The sequence below is a fragment of the Pseudomonas sp. MWU12-2020 genome, assembly GCF_023100605.1.
GTDB lineage: Bacteria > Pseudomonadota > Gammaproteobacteria > Pseudomonadales > Pseudomonadaceae > Aquipseudomonas > Aquipseudomonas fluorescens_H.
The window spans coordinates 399,455-417,875 of sequence record NZ_JALMEX010000003.1 but is presented as its reverse complement, the minus strand read 5'-3'; the positions used below and the strand labels follow the sequence as shown (position 1 = coordinate 417,875).

General features: G+C 59.8%; 21 protein-coding genes. 5 read left to right on the top strand and 16 right to left on the bottom strand.

Annotated elements, in window-relative coordinates; all coding sequences use genetic code 11:
• Positions 1-28: 28 nt before the first annotated feature.
• The 5 genes from M0814_RS09335 to M0814_RS09315 all read right to left on the bottom strand — a co-directional run bounded on the left by M0814_RS09335 (position 29) and on the right by M0814_RS09315 (position 3,785).
• A complete protein-coding gene (locus M0814_RS09335) occupies positions 29-841 on the bottom strand; it encodes an OmpA family protein (RefSeq protein WP_103484710.1) in 813 nt (270 codons plus the stop codon).
• Positions 838-1,194: a DUF4398 domain-containing protein gene (locus M0814_RS09330; protein WP_177434686.1), complete on the bottom strand. Its 357-nt coding sequence runs from the start codon at positions 1,192-1,194 to the stop codon at positions 838-840. Before M0814_RS09330 ends, M0814_RS09335 begins: the two co-directional genes overlap by 4 nt.
• A gap of 9 nt (positions 1,195-1,203) precedes the next feature.
• On the bottom strand, positions 1,204-2,025 hold the full coding sequence (locus tag M0814_RS09325; RefSeq protein WP_103484711.1) for a transporter substrate-binding domain-containing protein: 822 nt from the start codon (positions 2,023-2,025) through the stop codon (positions 1,204-1,206).
• 80 nt (positions 2,026-2,105) lie between these two features.
• A complete protein-coding gene (locus M0814_RS09320; protein WP_103484712.1) occupies positions 2,106-3,035 on the bottom strand; it encodes an FAD-binding protein in 930 nt (309 codons plus the stop codon).
• A complete protein-coding gene (locus M0814_RS09315) occupies positions 3,036-3,785 on the bottom strand; it encodes an electron transfer flavoprotein subunit beta/FixA family protein (RefSeq protein ID WP_003226982.1) in 750 nt (249 codons plus the stop codon).
• 524 nt (positions 3,786-4,309) lie between these two features.
• On the opposite strand from M0814_RS09315, the gene M0814_RS09310 reads away from it, so the two are divergent.
• Complete coding sequence (locus tag M0814_RS09310) at positions 4,310-5,974, top strand: electron transfer flavoprotein-ubiquinone oxidoreductase (RefSeq protein ID WP_103484713.1); 1,665 nt, start codon at positions 4,310-4,312, stop codon at positions 5,972-5,974.
• Between the two features lie 184 nt (positions 5,975-6,158).
• Here M0814_RS09310 and M0814_RS09305 read toward each other — a convergent pair whose 3' ends face one another.
• A complete protein-coding gene (locus tag M0814_RS09305; protein ID WP_003226986.1) occupies positions 6,159-7,049 on the bottom strand; it encodes an AraC family transcriptional regulator in 891 nt (296 codons plus the stop codon).
• 190 nt (positions 7,050-7,239) lie between these two features.
• Between M0814_RS09305 and M0814_RS09300 the strand changes: the two genes are divergently transcribed.
• On the top strand, positions 7,240-8,292 hold the full coding sequence (locus M0814_RS09300; protein WP_103484714.1) for an NAD(P)-dependent alcohol dehydrogenase: 1,053 nt from the start codon (positions 7,240-7,242) through the stop codon (positions 8,290-8,292).
• Here M0814_RS09300 and M0814_RS09295 read toward each other — a convergent pair.
• From M0814_RS09295 to M0814_RS09250, 10 genes are all read right to left on the bottom strand, one after another.
• A complete protein-coding gene (locus M0814_RS09295; protein WP_103484715.1) occupies positions 8,289-9,092 on the bottom strand; it encodes an IclR family transcriptional regulator in 804 nt (267 codons plus the stop codon). The genes M0814_RS09300 and M0814_RS09295 overlap by 4 nt on opposite strands.
• Positions 9,093-9,152: 60 nt before the next feature.
• Complete coding sequence (locus M0814_RS09290; protein ID WP_103484716.1) at positions 9,153-10,457, bottom strand: MFS transporter; 1,305 nt, start codon at positions 10,455-10,457, stop codon at positions 9,153-9,155.
• Positions 10,458-10,640: 183 nt separating this feature from the next.
• Positions 10,641-11,789 (bottom strand): galactonate dehydratase, encoded by a 1,149-nt coding sequence (dgoD, locus tag M0814_RS09285; RefSeq protein WP_003226991.1) that lies wholly within the window; start codon positions 11,787-11,789, stop codon positions 10,641-10,643.
• A gap of 33 nt (positions 11,790-11,822) precedes the next feature.
• The gene (locus M0814_RS09280; protein ID WP_003226992.1) at positions 11,823-12,443 is read right to left on the bottom strand and encodes a 2-dehydro-3-deoxy-6-phosphogalactonate aldolase; all 621 of its coding nucleotides are present in this window, start codon (positions 12,441-12,443) and stop codon (positions 11,823-11,825) included.
• Positions 12,444-12,462: 19 nt separating this feature from the next.
• Positions 12,463-13,452 (bottom strand): 2-dehydro-3-deoxygalactonokinase, encoded by a 990-nt coding sequence (locus M0814_RS09275; protein WP_103484717.1) that lies wholly within the window; start codon positions 13,450-13,452, stop codon positions 12,463-12,465.
• A 205-nt stretch (positions 13,453-13,657) separates the two neighbouring features.
• Positions 13,658-14,185: a hypothetical protein gene (locus M0814_RS09270; protein WP_098965000.1), complete on the bottom strand. Its 528-nt coding sequence runs from the start codon at positions 14,183-14,185 to the stop codon at positions 13,658-13,660.
• Positions 14,182-14,916: a hypothetical protein gene (locus tag M0814_RS09265; protein ID WP_098965002.1), complete on the bottom strand. Its 735-nt coding sequence runs from the start codon at positions 14,914-14,916 to the stop codon at positions 14,182-14,184. The genes M0814_RS09270 and M0814_RS09265 overlap by 4 nt, the downstream gene beginning before the upstream one ends.
• A gap of 5 nt (positions 14,917-14,921) precedes the next feature.
• Positions 14,922-15,416: a PAAR domain-containing protein gene (locus M0814_RS09260; protein ID WP_103484718.1), complete on the bottom strand. Its 495-nt coding sequence runs from the start codon at positions 15,414-15,416 to the stop codon at positions 14,922-14,924.
• On the bottom strand, positions 15,413-16,075 hold the full coding sequence (locus tag M0814_RS09255) for a hypothetical protein (protein ID WP_098965004.1): 663 nt from the start codon (positions 16,073-16,075) through the stop codon (positions 15,413-15,415). Before M0814_RS09255 ends, M0814_RS09260 begins: the two co-directional genes overlap by 4 nt.
• 158 nt (positions 16,076-16,233) lie before the next feature.
• Positions 16,234-16,713, bottom strand: coding sequence for a GNAT family N-acetyltransferase (locus M0814_RS09250; protein WP_003226995.1), 480 nt, complete (start codon positions 16,711-16,713; stop codon positions 16,234-16,236).
• Positions 16,714-16,927: 214 nt separating this feature from the next.
• Between M0814_RS09250 and M0814_RS09245 the strand changes: the two genes are divergently transcribed.
• The 3 genes from M0814_RS09245 to M0814_RS09235 all read left to right on the top strand — a co-directional run bounded on the left by M0814_RS09245 (position 16,928) and on the right by M0814_RS09235 (position 18,322).
• Positions 16,928-17,581, top strand: coding sequence for an HD domain-containing protein (locus tag M0814_RS09245; RefSeq protein ID WP_103484719.1), 654 nt, complete (start codon positions 16,928-16,930; stop codon positions 17,579-17,581).
• Between the two features lie 97 nt (positions 17,582-17,678).
• Complete coding sequence (locus M0814_RS09240; protein ID WP_003227000.1) at positions 17,679-18,023, top strand: hypothetical protein; 345 nt, start codon at positions 17,679-17,681, stop codon at positions 18,021-18,023.
• A gap of 44 nt (positions 18,024-18,067) precedes the next feature.
• The gene (locus tag M0814_RS09235; protein WP_103484720.1) at positions 18,068-18,322 is read left to right on the top strand and encodes a hypothetical protein; all 255 of its coding nucleotides are present in this window, start codon (positions 18,068-18,070) and stop codon (positions 18,320-18,322) included.
• Positions 18,323-18,421 lie beyond the last annotated feature (99 nt).

Here is an 18,421-nt window from a genome sequence, read left to right as displayed (position 1 = left end):
CAGGCCGGGCTTTCCAGAGACGCAGCCCTCAGCGGGCGGCGCCGAGCTGGCCTTTTTCGTCGGAAAACACAATTTCCACCCGACGGTTCTGTGCCCGCCCGCGCTCGGAAGCGTTGGCGTCCACCGGGTACTCGTCGCCGTAACCTTCGACCTGAATGCGCTTGTCCTCAATTCCGAGGTCCATCAACACATCGGCCACGGCTTGCGCGCGATCACGCGACAGCTTGAGGTTTTCCTGTTTGCCACCGGTGCTGTCGGTGTAGCCCTCGATACGCACCACGCGTTTCGGGTTGAGCTGCAGGAACTGCACGATCTTCAACACCACGCGATTCGCCGAGTTCTTCAGCTCCGCCTCGCCAGTGTCGAACAGCACGTCACCAAGGGTCATCACCAGCCCGCGATCGGTTTGCGTGGTGGCCAGCGCGACGATCTGCTCTTCGAGCCACTTGCCCTGCTGCTGCACGCTCAGCAGTTTGGACTCACGCAGAGCCAGTTGCAGGCGCTGGCGTTCCAGCTCGAGCTTCGCCGCGCGCTCTTCGTTGAGCACCAGATTGGTGTGTTCGCGGGCGATTTCGCTGTAACGCTGACTCAGGTAGGCGTAATGCACAACGTCGGAACCACTGCCCCAATAGGTCGACAGGCGATCGGCACGGGCCAGGGACTCACCGGCACGGATCACGTCCTTGGGAGCGATGCGCAGCACGTTGGAGTCTTCCTTGACCTTCTGGAAGTCGCTGCTGGCTTGTTGCAATGCGCTTTCACTGTGCTGACCGGCACACCCGAAAAGGCTCACGCAGCCAGCCAGAACCAACCCGCCAAGGGCTTTGGACTTGAGGCTCATTGGGCATCTCCCAGTTGCTTGCGCAGGCGGATGATGCGGGTGTTCAGCACATTCAGTTGCTCTTCGCTCTTTTGCGTCAGCACCTTGGCTTCTGCCAGACGTGCGTCCAGCTCGGCCTGTTCGGAACGCATGCGGGCGTTCTTGTAAGACTCGTCGGCCATGTTGCCCTTGGCCCGGTTGAACTTGTCTTCAGCCAGTTTCATTTCCGGCATTTCATCGGCGGTCGCACCGACAGCCTTGGCCTGGGTGATGGCCTGCTCGGTCAGGCGCATTTGCTCATTGGGTGCCGGATCGTTGGCGCAGCCGGCCAGGGCCAGAACGGCCATGGCCGCGAAAAGAGGTCGAATACTCACTAAGAATCCCTACTGTTTTGGGGCACTGACAGATGGCTGCGGCTGTTGCTGCTGAGCCTTCCAGCGCTCGATGTTGCGTTGCAGCGCGGCTTCGGTCAGTCCGGACGCGGGCAATTCTGTCATCTTTTTAGCGAGCTGTCCGCGCAACCACGGATCGTTGCAGGCCGAGTTGTGCGAAACCGCGAGGAACAGCCCCGGTCGGTCGATTGGTTGCTCGAACGCCAGCAGATCATTGGCCATGCCCAATGCCTGCGCGGCAGCCATGCCCGAGTAGCGCCCGGCGAGTACATATTCGACTTCACCCAGCAGAAGTTTCTGAAAGGCCTGGGTGATGTTTGCCGTCCGGGTCAGGGTCAGATTCTGCTCGGCGAAAGTGCCGAATGCCTGGGTCATACGAGACTTTTCCGACAGCCCGCCGGTGTGCCCGTGCAGATCCTTGGCTTCGCTGTAGGCCAGCGTCGAGCCCTTGCGTGTCCACACCAGATAGTCGTTTTCCAGCAACGGCGGATAGATGTAGTCGAGGTTTTCCAGCTCGTTGAACATCAGCGGCGTGTCGGCCAGCATGTCCATGCGCCCGCTGCGCACCTCATCGAGGGCCTGCGAGCGTTTGCCGGCGTAGAGCAGTTCGACCTTGATCCCCAGATCCTTGGCCACTTGCTGCAACAGGTCGGCACTGGCGCCGATCAAGTGCCTGGGATTCTGCGGGTCCTGCCACAGGTACGGCGGCGCATCCGGGCTGCCGGTGACGACGAGGCGTTCACACTTGCCGGCAGCCGCAACCATCCCCGGCAACAGGATCAATCCCAATAACAACCCGCGGCGCAGATCCATGGCAAAACGCTCCCACTCAAATCCCAGACAAAAAAAAGCCCGACCAGAAGGTCGGGCTCTTTATAAGTGAAGCCGCCGGATTAGACCAGCTTCTCCAGCTCAGGTACCGCTTCGAACAGATCCGCCACCAGGCCGTAATCGGCCACTTGGAAGATCGGCGCTTCTTCGTCCTTGTTGATCGCAACGATCACTTTGGAGTCTTTCATACCGGCCAGGTGCTGGATCGCGCCGGAGATACCGACGGCGATGTACAACTGTGGCGCAACGATCTTGCCGGTCTGACCGACCTGCATGTCGTTCGGTACGAAACCTGCGTCGACCGCAGCGCGCGAAGCACCGACGGCAGCGCCCAGCTTGTCGGCCAGGGCGTACAGGTGTTTGAAGTTGTCACCGTTCTGCATGCCGCGGCCGCCAGAAACGACGATCTTGGCAGCGGTCAGCTCAGGACGATCGGACTTGGCCAGTTCTTCGCTGACGAAGCTGGAAGTGCCGGCGTCGTGCGCAGCAGCAACCGCTTCAACAGTCGCCGAACCACCTTCAGCGGCAACCGGGTCGAAACCGGTGGCACGCACGGTGATCACTTTGATCGCTGCGGTCGATTGCACGGTAGCGATGGCGTTACCGGCGTAGATCGGACGCTTGAAGGTGTCGGCGCTTTCTACCGATATGATCTCGGAGATCTGGTCAACGTCCAGTGCAGCGGCAACGCGCGGCAGGATGTTTTTGCCGTTGGACGTGGCGGCAGCCAGGATGTGGCTGTAGCCCTTGCCCAGCTCTGCAACCAGAGGAGCGACGTTTTCCGGCAGCTGATGCGCGTAAGCGGCATTGTCAGCGTTCAGGACTTTGCTCACGCCAGCGATTTTCGCAGCGGCTTCAGCCACGGCGCCAGCGCCCTGACCTGCAACCAGCACATGGATGTCGCCGCCGATTTTGGCAGCAGCAGCCACGGTGTTCAGTGTGGCCGGGGCCAGCACTTTGTTGTCGTGTTCAGCAATAACCAAGATAGTCATTTAGATTACCTTCGCTTCGTTTTTCAGTTTCTCGACCAGTTCAGCCACCGACTTGACCTTGATGCCCGCGCTGCGTGCAGCCGGCGCTTCGACTTTCAGGGTCTTGTTGGTGGAGGCGGTGGAAACGCCCAAAGCGTCCGGAGTCAGCACTTCGAGAGGCTTCTTCTTGGCTTTCATGATGTTTGGCAGGGACGCATAACGCGGCTCGTTCAAACGCAGGTCGGTGGTGACGATCGCTGGCAGTTTCAGGGAAACGGTCTGCGCGCCGCCGTCGATTTCGCGGGTCACGGCAACGCTGTCGCCGGAGACTTCGACTTTCGAGGCGAAAGTGCCCTGACCGTAGCCGCTCAGTGCAGCGAGCATCTGGCCGGTCTGGTTGTTGTCGCTGTCGATCGCCTGTTTGCCCAGGATCACCAGCTGAGGCTGTTCCTTGTCGACCACAGCCTTGAGCAGCTTGGCCACGGCCAGCGAAGTCAGGTCTTCAGCGGATTCGACGAGGATGGCGCGGTCGGCACCCAGAGCCAGTGCGGTACGCAGCTGTTCCTGAGCGGTGGACGGGCCGATGGAGACGACGACGATTTCAGTCGCAACACCTTTCTCTTTCAGGCGTACGGCTTCTTCCACTGCGATTTCGCAGAACGGGTTCATCGACATCTTGACGTTGGCGAGGTCTACGCCGGAATTGTCCGCCTTGACGCGGACCTTGACGTTGTAATCCACAACGCGTTTGACAGCTACAAGAACCTTCATGGATTCCTCGTTACTCTCCGGTGAAAAGAAAGTCGCCTAGGCGAACCTGGCGGTTGATGCTCATCGGGCACAAGGGCACCTCTAAAAACGCCGGCTGGGGGCGATGACCGTTCGTCAGTGGTGACCAACGGGTCATTGATCTGCACGGTGTGTAAACTGCGCGCCGGACTTGCGCTGCGCATCACCTTGTACTGCCTGTGCCCTGTCTTTAGAGGTGCTCTTGAAACCGCCAGTCTGCCTACGGCGAGCGCAAAACCGCCCGTATCTTGACCGGAACGCCTATTCCGGTCAATACGGCAAAATGGTCGTTCATAAGCCGCGCTTCTTTGATTTCTCTGGGCTGGAGCCGATTCAAACAAACGTTTGTATTGGACGCTCAGAGTGGTGTAGATATAATGCGCCGCCTAGAGAGAAAGGTGGTTTCCCATTATTACCCTTGACGTTAACGTAAAGGCAATAACGGATGCGACACCGAACCTCCAAATTAGAAAAAAAACTGTTGAGCCTTGAGTAGGAGATAGCCTGTGGAACGCGAATACATGGAATTCGACGTGGTCATCGTCGGTGCCGGCCCCGCTGGCCTGTCCGCCGCCTGCCGTCTGAAGCAGAAGGCCGCCGAAGCCGGTAAGGAAATCAGCGTCTGCGTGGTCGAAAAAGGCTCCGAAGTCGGCGCACACATCCTTTCCGGTGCCGTGTTCGAACCACGCGCTCTGAACGAACTGTTCCCGGACTGGAAAGAACTCGGCGCCCCGCTGAACACCCCGGTCACCCGCGATGACATTTTCGTGCTGAAAAACGCCGAAAGCGCGCAGAAAATTCCTGACTTCTTTGTGCCCAAGACCATGCACAACGAAGGCAACTACATTATTTCCCTCGGCAACCTGTGCCGCTGGCTGGCCCAGCAGGCCGAGAACCTGGGTGTGGAAATCTACCCTGGCTTCGCTGCTCAGGAAGCGCTGATCGACGAAAGCGGCATCGTGCGCGGGATCATCACCGGTGATCTGGGCGTCGATCGCGAAGGCCATCCGAAAGAAGGCCTGTACACCCCGGGCATGGAACTGCGTGGCAAGTACACGCTGTTCGCCGAAGGCTGCCGTGGTCACATCGGCAAGCAACTGATCAAACGCTACAACCTCGACAGCGATGCCGACGCCCAGCACTACGGCATCGGCCTCAAAGAAATCTGGGAAATCGACCCGGCCAAGCACCAGCCAGGCCTGGTGGTGCACACCGCCGGTTGGCCGCTGGACATCATGGGCACCGAAAACACCGGTGGCTCGTTCCTCTATCACCTGGAAAACAACCAGGTGGTGGTCGGCCTGATCGTTGACCTGTCCTACAGCAACACCTACCTGTCGCCGTTCGACGAGTTCCAGCGCCTCAAGCATCACCCGGTGCTGGCTCAGTACCTGGAAGGCGGCAAGCGCGTCAGCTACGGCGCCCGCGCGATCTGCAAGGGTGGCCTGAACTCGCTGCCGAAAATGGTCTTCAAGGGCGGCGCGCTGATCGGTTGCGACCTCGGCACCCTGAACTTCGCCAAGATCAAGGGCAGCCACACCGCAATGAAGTCCGGCATGCTCGCCGCGGAATCGGTGGCCGACGCACTGTTCGCCGAGAAGGATGGCACTGAAGAGCTGACCTCCTACGTCGACGCGTTCAAGAAGAGCTGGCTCTACGACGAACTGTTCGCCAGCCGCAACTTCGGCCCGGCGATCCACAAGTTCGGCGCGATCGTCGGCGGCGGCTTCAACTGGCTGGACCAGAACATCTTCGGCGGCAAACTGCCGTTCACCCTGCACGACACCAAGCCGGATTACGCCTGCCTGAAGCTCGCAGCCGACTGCAAGAAGATCGACTATCCGAAGCCGGACGGCAAACTCAGCTTCGACAAACTGAGCTCGGTGTTCATCTCCGGTACCAACCACGAAGAAGAACAGCCGTGCCACCTGAAGCTCACCGACCCGAGCATCCCGATCAGCAAGAACCTGCCGCTGTACGACGAACCCGCGCAGCGCTACTGCCCGGCCGGCGTCTACGAAGTGATCACCAAGGAAGACGGCGAAAAACGCTTCCAGATCAACGCCCAGAACTGCGTGCACTGCAAGACCTGTGACATCAAGGACCCTTCGCAGAACATCACCTGGGTCACGCCGGAAGGCGCTGGCGGCCCGACCTACCCGAACATGTAAGCTGAACCGCTGAACATCAAGGCTCCCGAAATGGGGGCCTTTTTGTTGCCCAGGATTTTTTCCACAGCGCATGACTCATGTGGGAGCGGGCTTGCTCGCGAATGCGGTGTGTCAGTTGACGGATAGGTTGCCTGACACGCAGCCTTCGCGAGCAAGCCCGCTCCCACAGGGAATCATCGTCGAATCAGGCTACGCGCTCATCACCAGGGCTGCGCTCAAAGTAGCGCTTGTACTCACGACTGAACTGCGACGTACTCTGATACCCCACCCGATGCGCCACCTGCGCCACGCCCAGCCCCTCGGCGACCAGCAACGTCTGCGCCTTGAGCAACCGCAAGCGCTTCAGATACTGCACTGGCGACAACAGCGTGCTGCGCTTGAAGTGCTCATGGAACGACGAAACACTCATGTTGGCGCAACCGGCCAATGTCTCGACATTCAGCGGCTCGGTGTAATGCGCATGCAGATGACTGATCGACGCCGCCACCCGGGCAAACTGCCCCTGCTGTTCCACCAGCGCGCGCAACACATCGGCCTGCGGCCCGCGCAGCGCGGTGAACAACAATTCACGCACCCGCGCCGGCCCGAGAATCTGCCGCTCCAGCGGATCGTGCAGGCAGCGCAGCAAGCGTTCGACACAGCCGCGCATGTCATCGTCGAGCACCACCGAGGTCATCGACTCCGGAGTCTGTGCCGGAATGTGCCGCCCCGGCGCCAGCCCCATGGCCAGCACCAGCTCGCCAAGCAACACCCGGTCGATGGCCACCGACACTCCGAGCAACGGCGCATCCGGCAAGGCAAAGGTTTCGCACTCGAACGGCACCGGCAGCGCCTGAATCAGGTAATGTCCGGCGCCGTACTCCATGGTGCGCGGGCCGAGGAACGCCAGTTTGCTGCCCTGAGCGATGATCATCAGGCTCGGCTCATAAATGTGCGGGCCACGCGCCACGTCGCAACTGGCACGCAATACCTGCACGCCGGGCAGCCCGGTCTGGCTGTAACCATCGCGAAGCGCCAGCGGCTCGATCAGCGAAACCAGGGTGGCATTGGCATCAAGGTGACGGGTCAACTGCATCGGAGGGGTCTTCAAAAAAGTCACGGAAAAAGGCATGCAAGCATCATCGCAGATCCTTTTGCCAATGCGCTTGCCCAGACCTGCATGCCGGAGGATTAGGCATGAGACCCGGAGGAATCGTCATGGCCGCAGCGGCAGACGGCGCCCAAAATGCGCCACCTCACCTGTCACTGCTTCTGCGAGGTTCCTCATGTACACCGCTATCGGTTATGCCGCCCAATCGGCCACCACTCCCCTCGCCCCGATGAAATTCGAACGCCGCAGCCCTCGCGCTGACGACGTGGCGATCGAGATCCTCTACTGCGGCGTCTGCCACTCCGATATCCACCAGGCCCGCAACGAATGGGGCATCGCCGTTTATCCGTTGATGCCCGGCCATGAGATCGTCGGCAAAGTCACCGCCGTTGGTGCGAACGTCACTCAACATAAAGTCGGCGATCTGGTCGGTGTCGGCTGCATGGTCGACTCCTGCCGCACCTGCGCCGCCTGCCAGCAGAACCTCGAGCAATACTGCCTCGAAGGCCCGACCATGACTTACGCCACCCCGGACCGGGTCGATGGCAGCAACACCATGGGCGGTTATTCGGACAGCATCGTCGTCAGCGAGCACTTCGTCGTGCGCATCCCTGAAAAGCTGGATCTGGCCAGCGCTGCGCCGATTCTCTGTGCCGGCATCACCACCTACTCGCCGCTCAAGCACTACGGGGTCAAGGCCGGCGACAAGGTCGGGATTCTCGGCATGGGCGGCCTCGGCCACATGGGCATCAAGTTCGCCAAGGCGCTGGGCGCGGAAGTGACGCTGTTCACCCGTTCGGCGAGCAAGGCCGAGGAAGGTCGTCGGCAGGGCGCCGATCATGTGATCGTCTCCACCGATGCCGAGCAGATGGCTGCCGCTGCAGGCCGGTTCGACTTCCTGCTGGACACCATTCCGGTGCAGCACGACCTCAACCCGTACCTGCAAACCTTGCGCTTTGATGGCGTGCATATCCTGGTCGGCCTGATCGAACCGATCGACCCGCCGGTGCATGCTGCCAACCTGGTGCTGGGCCGCCGCGTGCTGGCCGGTTCGTTGATCGGCGGCATCGCCGAAACCCAGGAAGTGCTGGATTTCTGCGCCGAACACAACATCACCTGCGACATCGAAATGCTCGACATCCGCCAGATCAACGAGGCTTACGCGCGGATGATCGCCGGTGACGTGAAGTATCGCTTCGTGATCGACATGGCGACGCTGAAGCTTTAAACCTTCAGACCGAGTTCTGCCGAGAGCCGGGCTGTGACCCCTTTGATCAGGGGAATCAGCTCGGCCATTTTTTCCAGCGGCATGTACGGCACGGTGCTGGCGATGCTGATCGCCGCCACAATCCGCTTGCTCGCATCGCGAATCGGCGCCGCCACGCAGCGGATCGACGGTTCGTTGTCTTCCAGATCGAACGCGTAGCCGCCGGCCACGTACTCGGTCATGCGCTGTTCGAGCTGTTCCCACGACTGCTGCGGATGATGCGGCCAGAACTGACTTTTCCCACCCGCCGGCAGGCTGATGTCGTACAGCCGCTGCCAATCCTGCGGCGAATCATCGAGCATCAACGCCTTGCCGATCCCGGTGCGCGCCAGCGGCATCCGGTGGCCGACCCGCGAACGCATTTCCGGGCCGTTACGCCCCGGATTCTTCAGCAGATACAACACCTCATCGCCTTCACGAATCCCCAGGTGCACGGTGTCCCCGGTCAACGCCGACAACTCGTCCAGGTACGGCCCGGCCAGACTCACCAGCGGCAACTCTTCGCGCGCCTGAAACCCCAGCTCGATCAGCTTCGGCCCCAGCAGATAGCCGATTTGCGGCACCACGCGCAGATAGCGCTCGTCGACCAGGCAACTGGCCAGACGATGGGTGGTGCTGCGCGTGGTGCCGATCAGCCGGGCGATCTCTTTCAGATCGCGGGCGCCACTGGCCACCGCCTGCACCACACCCAGTCCGCGAAGCAGGGTCTGGGTGCCGGTGGGCGCGGCGTCCTTGGTTTTTTCCGGGGCGTCTTCCTGCATATCCAGCCTTTACCGTTGAGCGAGGGAACGGGCGGCATTATGGTCGCCCGACGCAGACGACTACAACTCGATACGCTCGACCTTGCCTACCAGCAGCACGTAGGACAATGCACCGATCAGCGCCAGCACCGCGATGTAGGTGATCGCCGGAGCGAACGAATCACCGCTGGCGAGGAAACCGATGACGATCGGCGTGGCAATCGCCGACAGGTTGCCGATGAAGTTGAACACCCCGCCGGTCAAGCCGAGCAAACGCGCCGGAGCCAGGGTCGAGACCAGCGACCAGGTGATCGAGGCCAGGCCGTTGCCGAAAAACGCCAGTGCCAGGAAGGCAATCACCAGCGGTGTCGATTCAACGAAATTGGCGCCGATGATCGAGGTGGAAATCAACAGTCCGCCAATGATCGGCAACTTGCGCGCGAAGCCCACGCTGCAGCCACGGCGGATCAACAGGTCGGAAAAGAACCCCGAGCACAGCACACCCACGAACGCCGCGAGAAACGGCAGCGAGGCCAACAGGCCCGACTTGATGAAGTCCATGCCGCGATATTTCACCAGGTAAGTCGGGAACCACGTCAGGAAGAACCACAGCGTCGAGTTCAGGCAGAACTGGCCAAGGTAGATGCCCCACAACTTGCGCTTGCTCAGGACAATGCCTAGATCGATCCAGCTGAACGAGGCCTTGGCCGTTTGCGCTTGAATATCCACCAGTCCGCCGCCCTCGCGGATCAGATCGATTTCCGCGTCGTTGGCACCTTTGAAATCACGCGGTTCGCGATACACCGCGTACCAGATGGCCGCCCAGATAATGCCCGCCACACCGGTCGCGACAAACACCATGTGCCAGCCGAATTCATGTTGCAGCCAGGCCAGCACCGGGGTCAGAAACGCCAGGCCGACAAACTGCCCGGAGGTGTAGAAACCAATCGCCGTGGCCCGCTCACGCTCGGGAAACCAGGTGGTCACCACGCGGCTGTTGATCGGATAGGCCGGTGCTTCCAGCGCGCCGACCGCCATGCGCAAAACGAACAGGGCAATGAAGCTCGCGGCGAAGCCGAGCAGCACCGTGGCCAGCGACCACAACAGCAGCGCGACGCTATACAAAATGCGCGGCGGCACCCGATCCACCAGCCAGCCACCGGGGATCTGCATCGCGGCGTAGGTCCAGCCAAACGCGGAGAAAATCAGCCCGACGTGAACCGGATCAATGCCCAGCTCGCTGGTCAGCGCGGGCGCGGCAATCGACAGGTTGCTGCGGTCGAGGTAGTTGATGACCACGGTGATGAACAGCAACACCATGATGAAAAACCGCTTGCGGCTGGGCGTGACTAAAGACGCCTGCCCGGTGAGGGTTTGCGTTGGCATGGGGGGTGCCTCTTTTTATGATTATTTGAGGTCATTGACGCAATCTCCCATCCATGGAGATCAAACACTGTGGGAGGGGGCTTGCTCCCGAATGCGGGGTATCAGTCGACATCTCTCCAGCTGACATGCCGCATTCGGGAGCAAGCCCCCTCCCACAAGGATTTGTGGTGGGTCAGAAGGGACTCACCACTCGGCAAAACTGCCATCGGCATGGCGCCAGATCGGGTTGCGCCAGCGGTGCCCGACCGCCGCGCGTTCGATCACGTATTCCTCATTGATCTCGATGCCCAGCCCCGGCCCGTTCGGAATCTTCACGAAGCCCTGGTCGTAGTCGAACACCCGTGGATCCTTCACATAGTCGAGCAAGTCGTTGCTCTCGTTGTAGTGAATGCCCAGGCTCTGCTCCTGAATGAACGCGTTGTAGCAAACCGCATCCAGCTGCAGGCACGCCGCCAGCGCGATTGGCCCCAGCGGGCAATGCAGCGCCAGCGCCACGTCGTAGGCTTCGGCCATGTTGGCGATCTTGCGGGTTTCGGTGATACCACCGGCATGCGAGGCATCCGGCTGGATGATGTCGACGTAGCCTTCGCTCAGCACCCGCTTGAAATCCCAGCGCGAGAACAGCCGCTCACCCAAGGCAATCGGCGTGCTGGTCAACGGTGCCAGCTCTTTCAGCGCTTCGTAGTTTTCGCTGAGCACCGGCTCTTCGATGAACATCAGTTTGTACGGGTCGAGTTCCTTCATCAGCACCTTGGCCATGGGTTTGTGCACCCGGCCATGGAAGTCGACGCCGATACCGACGTTCGGCCCAACCGCATCGCGCACAGCGGCGACGTTGGCCAAGGCCAGATCGACTTTCTCGAAGGAGTCGAGGAACTGCAGTTCTTCGGTGCCGTTCATTTTCACCGCAGTAAAACCCCGGCTCACCGCCTCTTTCGCGGCGCGTGCGGTGTCGGCCGGACGATCGCCACCGATCCACGAATACACACGAATCTTGTCGCGCACCTGACCGCCGAGCAGATCGCTGACCGACACGCCGAGGGCCTTGCCCTTGATGTCCCACAGCGCCTGATCGATACCGGCCAGCGCACTCATGTGGATCGCGCCGCCGCGGTAGAAGCCGCCGCGGTACAGCACGGTCCAGATGTCCTCGATGTTGCGTGGGTCTTTGCCGATCAGGTAGTCGGACAATTCTTCAACGGCAGCGGCGACGGTGTGCGCGCGGCCTTCGACCACAGGCTCGCCCCAACCGGTCACACCCTCATCGGTTTCGACCTTGAGGAAGCACCAGCGCGGCGGGACGATGAAGGTGGTGAGTTTGGTGATTTTCATCTTCTTGTCTCTCTTATAGATGCGCCAGAAAGGTTAGCGAAGGGCTTTCCAGGCGGCGACGTAAGCCTTGGCATTGACGGCAACTTGCTCAACGCTCATGCCCGGTTTGAACAGTCCGGAACCGAGGCCGAAACCTTTCACGCCAGCGTCGATGAACGCTTGCATGTTGTCCGGGGTGATCCCGCCGACCGGCGCCAGCACCGTCCCGGAAGGCAATACCGCGAGCCACGCCTTGACCACCGCCGGGCTCATCTGCTCGGCCGGGAACAGCTTGAGAATGTCCGCGCCCTCCTCCAGCGCCGCGAACGCTTCGGTCGGTGTCGCGACACCCGGCGACAGGTACAGCCCCGCCGCTTTCGCCGCACGCAGCACCTTGGCGTCGCTGTGTGGCATGACGATCACCTGGCCGCCGGCCTCTTTCACCAACTCGACCTGCTCCGGGGTCAGCACCGTGCCGGCACCGATCAGGCAATCGGCGGGCAAGGTCTGACGCAGGATGCGGATACTTTCGTACGGCGACGGGGAATTGAGCGGTACTTCGATGACGCGAAATCCGGCTGCATACAGGACTTCTCCGACAGCGGCGGCTTCCTGCGGATGCAGGCCACGCAGGATCGCGATCAGACCGTTTTGTGCCAGTGCTTGCTTGAGCATGTCAGGCCTCCAGTCAGGGTTAACGGGATGAGGAATCGAGCAGTCCGGCGGCCAGCGCCAGTTGCCACAAACCGCGCTCGGTGGCCTGCTCGGCCAGCGTGATCCGGGCGAAACCGCAGGCATCGAGGGCCCGGCCGTAGCGGGCGCAGAGTTGCGCGTTGCCGATGAGGATGATCGACGGCAGATGCGCACTATTGCGTCGGCGCCGCTGGGCTGCGGCAAGCGCCACCAGTTCATGGCCAATCATCAGGCCAGAGAGGTAATCCGCTTGCGCCGTCGGCGCCAGTTCGCCGGTCAGGCCCAGGGTGCGGGCACTGAATAATGTGGAGAGCACGCCCAGTTCGCCGTCCGCCGACAGCGCCACTTGCACGCCACGGTCGAACGCCAACCCGTCGAACGCCGCACCCTGTTGCTGGGTACGCCCGAGAATGCTGTGCTCACTGAGCACAGCGAACACTTCGCCGGTCATGAAGGTGTCGAAATGAGTGATGCGGCCCTCGACCACCTCCACCCACTTGGAGTGGCTACCCGGCAGACCGATCAACAGATCGCCGCCCGCCTCGGCCGGCAGGTTCTGCAGTACGCCGAGGACCTGAGTTTCTTCGCCGCGCATCACATTGGGCAGACGCGAACGCTGGATCACCCCCGGCACGATATGTACCCGCGTGCCGCGCAGACTGACCAGTGTTTGTAAGGAATTTCCGAGATTGGCGACGTTCGCCGGCGTCTCGCAGTAGGCCGCTTCGCGCCAGCCCTGGGCGCTGCCGACCATCCCGCAGGCGATCACTGGCAGATCCGGCTGCGCATCGAGCCAGTCGCCGCACGCCTCTTCGAAGGCCAGTTCAAAGCCGTCGGCGCATTCACCACCGTGGATGACTCGCGGCGTCTTCGGTAACTGCATGATCCCGGACGACAGCGCACGCTGCTCCAGCACCACCCCGCCCGCCGCGAGTTTATAAGCACGTAATGAGGTCGTCCCCCAGTCGAGCGCGATCAATTGCGCCTGCATCGCTTCACCTGTTTTGTTTTTGGCAGTGAGTGCGACGGACTATAGACCTTTCAAGCGCGAAATCTCAATATGTAATTTTGCATCCCATATTTTGGGACTAAATAAATCCATTTTGTCCAACGCTGAACGACGTCCGTTTAGGTGCAGGCAGGACGACACGTTAAAAAACCAGCAATCAGTAGCAGCCGGAATCCTCTTAGCCCCATCAATCGCGCTTCTCTTGAATCGCACGCACGATGTCAGTTGCTGGGATGAGCATTGACTTCGAATAATATCCACCGAATGAATAAGCAGAAGTGAACACCTTACAAGAGATGACATTACGCTGACCTAATACCTGCAATAATTCACTGGCAGGCATAAAAATATTTGATACGCCCTCATCCTCTTTTTTAAACGAGGACAATTTGGCCATATAAATATGCTCCGCTTTAGATCCAGAACTATCAAGCTCAACAAAATCCCCCACCAAATACTGAGTCAACTTGTCAAAATCCTTAAACTCGACATCCTTATCCAGCGAGCAGAACAAAGACTCGCCCAACTGACTTTCCCCGGTCACATCCTGAAAAAAATTCAACAGATCGGTTTTCGAACCAAACTTAATACCTAAAGATGAGTGATCATCTCCACCACTGACAGAAATCAAGTCAATATCAATGACCGGAAGAACCGGTTGCTTAGTGCAAGAACTGCACAGCAGCAGTGTCAGAAAAACAAACAACGACTTCATTTCGAAGATTCCAAATATTGACTCAAACGTTCATACACAATATCGCAAGCCGATTTACCACCCTGTAGCGTAGCGCCAAACATGACACCTGCCTGACGATGGTTGGCGTCTACCGCTTCGTTGATAGCTGGCCCAGATGTCATAACCCAACGCTCGCCCATGCTTGCAACGTTATCAGATGAATCCGTCACCTTGGGCGAAGCCAATACATTGACCCAATAATCTGCCGAGGGCTTCGGTGTCGTGAAATATATATCAGACACCATCCAGACACCTGTGCCACCGCCAACAGGATCAAGCGTTACCAATACCTTTACGGTGTAACCGCGCTCTTTCAAAATCGAAGTCAGATGTGCACCATTCCAACCACCCAAACTATGACCTACAACGACAATATAGACCGACTTATCACCTTTCAAAGGACGCTCGACGTACTTTTTAATATCTTTTTCACCGCGAACGTCTTTGTAACTTATGTATGGCAGATTCACCTCAACTTTCTGCTCATTAGTAAGACGCTTCTCTAACTGCTTCCATGCATTCATCACATTATGATGCGGCGGCTCATTTTGATAGTACTCTTCCTTATCCCCAGCACCGCCAATAAAAAACACTGCAACCTTTTTTACTTTAACCGCAGCCTGTTTTACGCTCTGATCAGTCTTGCAGGTCAACTCATGACCAGCCACTTCAGTTTTACAATCGTTGAGTGCGGGATTTTCGACTTCCATTTCGATCACTCTACGAACAGTTTAATAGTTTCGGCCAAATGCGAACTGACCATATGGGTAAAGCCCTGTTCATCGGTGATGCCATGCTCAACACGCCCATCGCCTCGCTGAATCGCATAAGGGTGGTCGGGAATAGGTTCGCCCGTGGCTTCATTAACGACCTGCATCCGATCATTGAAATGCACCGGCATCGGCAACAACCCACTAAACGCTGCCCCTCCGCCACTTTGTCCAATAATCACCGTGCCCGAACCACCGACCACGACATTGCCGTGGCCACCGGTGCTGTCGAGGGTTGCGGCGTTCAGGCCGTTGATGAATACGGTGCCGGAAACAGCGCCGGTGATCGGGCTGCCACAGGCTGATTTGTCGGTCATGCGCGCGGCGGCGAGGCCGTCGAAGAAGACGTCGGGCGAGCCGGAAACGATCGGGTTGGTGCCATGGCCTGGCAATGGGCAGGCGGTCGGGTCGGTGACGCGGGCGGCGGGTTTACCACTCAATTCAAAGCTCCTTGCTTCAGAGGTTCCGGGTGCGGCTGATGGATGTCGATGTCGGTCGCGGCGAAGCGCCAGCGGTTGTCGACAGGGTCGAACAGTGCGTGGCAGTGCTCACGGCTGTCGGGGGATGTGGCAGTTTGCAGATGTCGCCAGGCTTGGTCGGTTTGCCAGGCCAGTTCGGCCGGCGCGGCGTCGTCGAGCTCGTTGAGCCAGGCGTTGTAATTGCGCAGTTGATTACGCTCGTAAGCCGTTTGCAGCAGATCGGCCATTTGCACGCCGAGGTCCAGATGATGTTCGGCGGTCCACTGGCCGATCTCGGAATAGACGTACCAGCCCATCGGCATCAACGCGCCGTCCTTGAGCAACGAATGGCTGGCGGGGGCGACGAAACCGCAACAGATGTGCAGCGTCAGCCAGCCCTGATGCGCGTCGATAAACGCATTCGGCTCGAAGTGGCGTAACGCGATCACACGGTAGTCACCCAGGCCGGCGCTGCGTGTCATGAGTTCGGCGTCGAGCCGCGACACAAACGCACGAATGGCTTTGCCGCCCGTGCGATTGACGATGCACAGGATGTCTACCGGTTGACGCTGAGGGTTGTCAGAGCAGCCTGAGTTTTTCACCAGGCCATACAGGCGCATTGACGCCCGCAGTCCGCTCATCGCCGCTCACTCAGAGACGCAGCGAAGGCTCCACGGGCGTGGAGAAGTTTTGCCAGAAGCATTGCAGGTGTCGTCCGTGAGCGCGCAAAAATGGCGCGTAGAATGCCGGACTAGAGCGGTGGCGGCAATCACTTCAGCATCGGATTGCCATCATCTCCTCAGCCTTCGGCAAATTCGCGCAACACCTTGCCATCCATGCGATAGCGCACCCACTCTTCCTGCGGTTGCGCGCCGAGGGATTTGTAGAACTCGATGGCCGGGGTGTTCCAGTCCAGCACGCTCCATTCGAAGCGTCCGCAGTCATTGGCACAGGCGATTTTCGCCAGATGCCGCAGCAGGGTTTTGCCGGCGCCGCCGCCGCGTTGCTCGGGGGTGATGTAGAGGTCTTCGAGGTACAGGCAGTTGCTGCCGAGCCACGTCGAATAGCTGAAGAAGAACACCGCAAAACCGATCGGCACACCGTCACGCAGGCAGATCAGGCCGTGGGCGGTGGCGCCCTCGCTGAACAGGCTGCGCTCGATGTCGGTGACACTCGCAATGACTTCGTGGCGGGCCTTTTCGAAATCTGCCAGTTCGGTGATGAAGGCGAGGATTTGCGGTGCATCGCTGGGGGTCGCCGGGCGGATTTCGATCGTCATGGACGGGCCTTGTCGGAAATGGAAAACGCCATACTAAGGCCGTGGACGGCGCTCGTCACATGGCAACACAGAGAATATCCTGCTCCGCTAATGCAATGTGGAAGCGGGCTTGCTCGCGAAAGCGGTCTGACAGACAACAATGATGGTGACTGATTGATACCTTCGCGAGCAAGCCCGCTCCCACAGGGAACTTCGACAATCTGAAAGGATGCTCATGAACACTGAGATTTTTATGCCCGTGGAGGCGCTCGCAGCAGCACTGCTGCCCCACGCCCTCGAACCCGGCGACGACGGCGCCCACGACCTCGCCCACCTGCAACGGGTCTGGCACACCGCGCGCACCTTGCAGGCTGAGGAAGGTGGCGACCTGGAAGTGTTGCTCGCCGCCGTGCTGCTGCACGACTGCGTGTCCGTGGAAAAAAACTCGCCGCTGCGCTCGCAGGCTTCGCGTCTCGCCGCAGAAAAAGCCGCCAGCGTGCTGGCCGATCTGGATTGGCCCGAAAGCAAAATCAGCGCCGTCACCCACGCCATCGAAGCCCACAGTTTTTCCGCCAACATCACCCCGCTGACCCTCGAAGCGAAACTGGTCCAGGACGCCGACCGTCTCGACTCGCTGGGCATGCTCGGCGTTGCCCGCACCTTCTATGTCGCCGGGCGCATGGGCAGTGCGTTGTATGACCCTGTCGACCCCGAAGCCAAAGCACGCGACTACGACGACACGCGCTTTTGTCTCGACCACTTCCAGACCAAACTGCTGCACTTGGCCGATGGTTTCCAGACCGCTGCCGGTCAGCGTCTGGCACAGGTCCGGCATCAGCGCCTGAAGAGTTTCATGGAGCAGTTCAAGGAAGAAATCGGCCTCGACTGATACCCCTGTGTCTCGACCGTTCGTCGTTCATCAGGCACCAATCCGATTCAAGGGCAGACCAACAACAGGTAAGGATTCCAATCACTGGAGAAGCCCTATGATCTCGTCAAGGTTGACTGCCCTCGTATTCAGCGCCCTGCTCTGCCCAGCGGTGTTCGCCGCGTCCACCACCGCAGCGGGCACAGGCCCCACCGACCCGGTTCCACCACCACGCGCACCTGCCATCAACAGTGCCCCCGGCATGAACACCGATGGCTCCGGCGTGCCATTGATCAACCAGCCACCCGCCACCGGCACCGATCCGCGCACTCAAGGCAGTGATCCCGGTCGCCAGGGCGGCATGAATACGCCAGATTCCCCTGCTACGCCCGACAATTCGGGCGCTGGAATCGGCTCCAAAACCACCACTGGTGGGTCGGGCTCCGAAGGGTCCGGCCAGTAGTTCGCCGACGCGAGCGTCCTATTCACATCCATGAAGAGGTAACCATGAACGTCGATAAAAACCTGGAAAAAGAAGTCCTCACCCGCCTGCTGCATGCCCATCCGAGCGGACTGGGCAAAGAGGTGCTGGACAACTATCGCGGTGAGAAAGTCGTGGCCAGCGCCCTCGCCTCCTTGCAGGATCGCGGACTGATCCACCATGGTCATGTGACCTGCAACGAGGCCGGCGAACACTCGTTGAATCTGCCGATCAAGCTCAGTGCGGCTGGGGTTGAAGCGGCGAGAAAGCTCGAAAGCTGACGGTAGATCCGCAAGCATTTGAGTCCTGTAGGAGCTGCTGCAGGATGTGATCTTTCAAGAGCAAAAGATCGCAGCCGGCGGCAGCTTCTACAGTGGGTT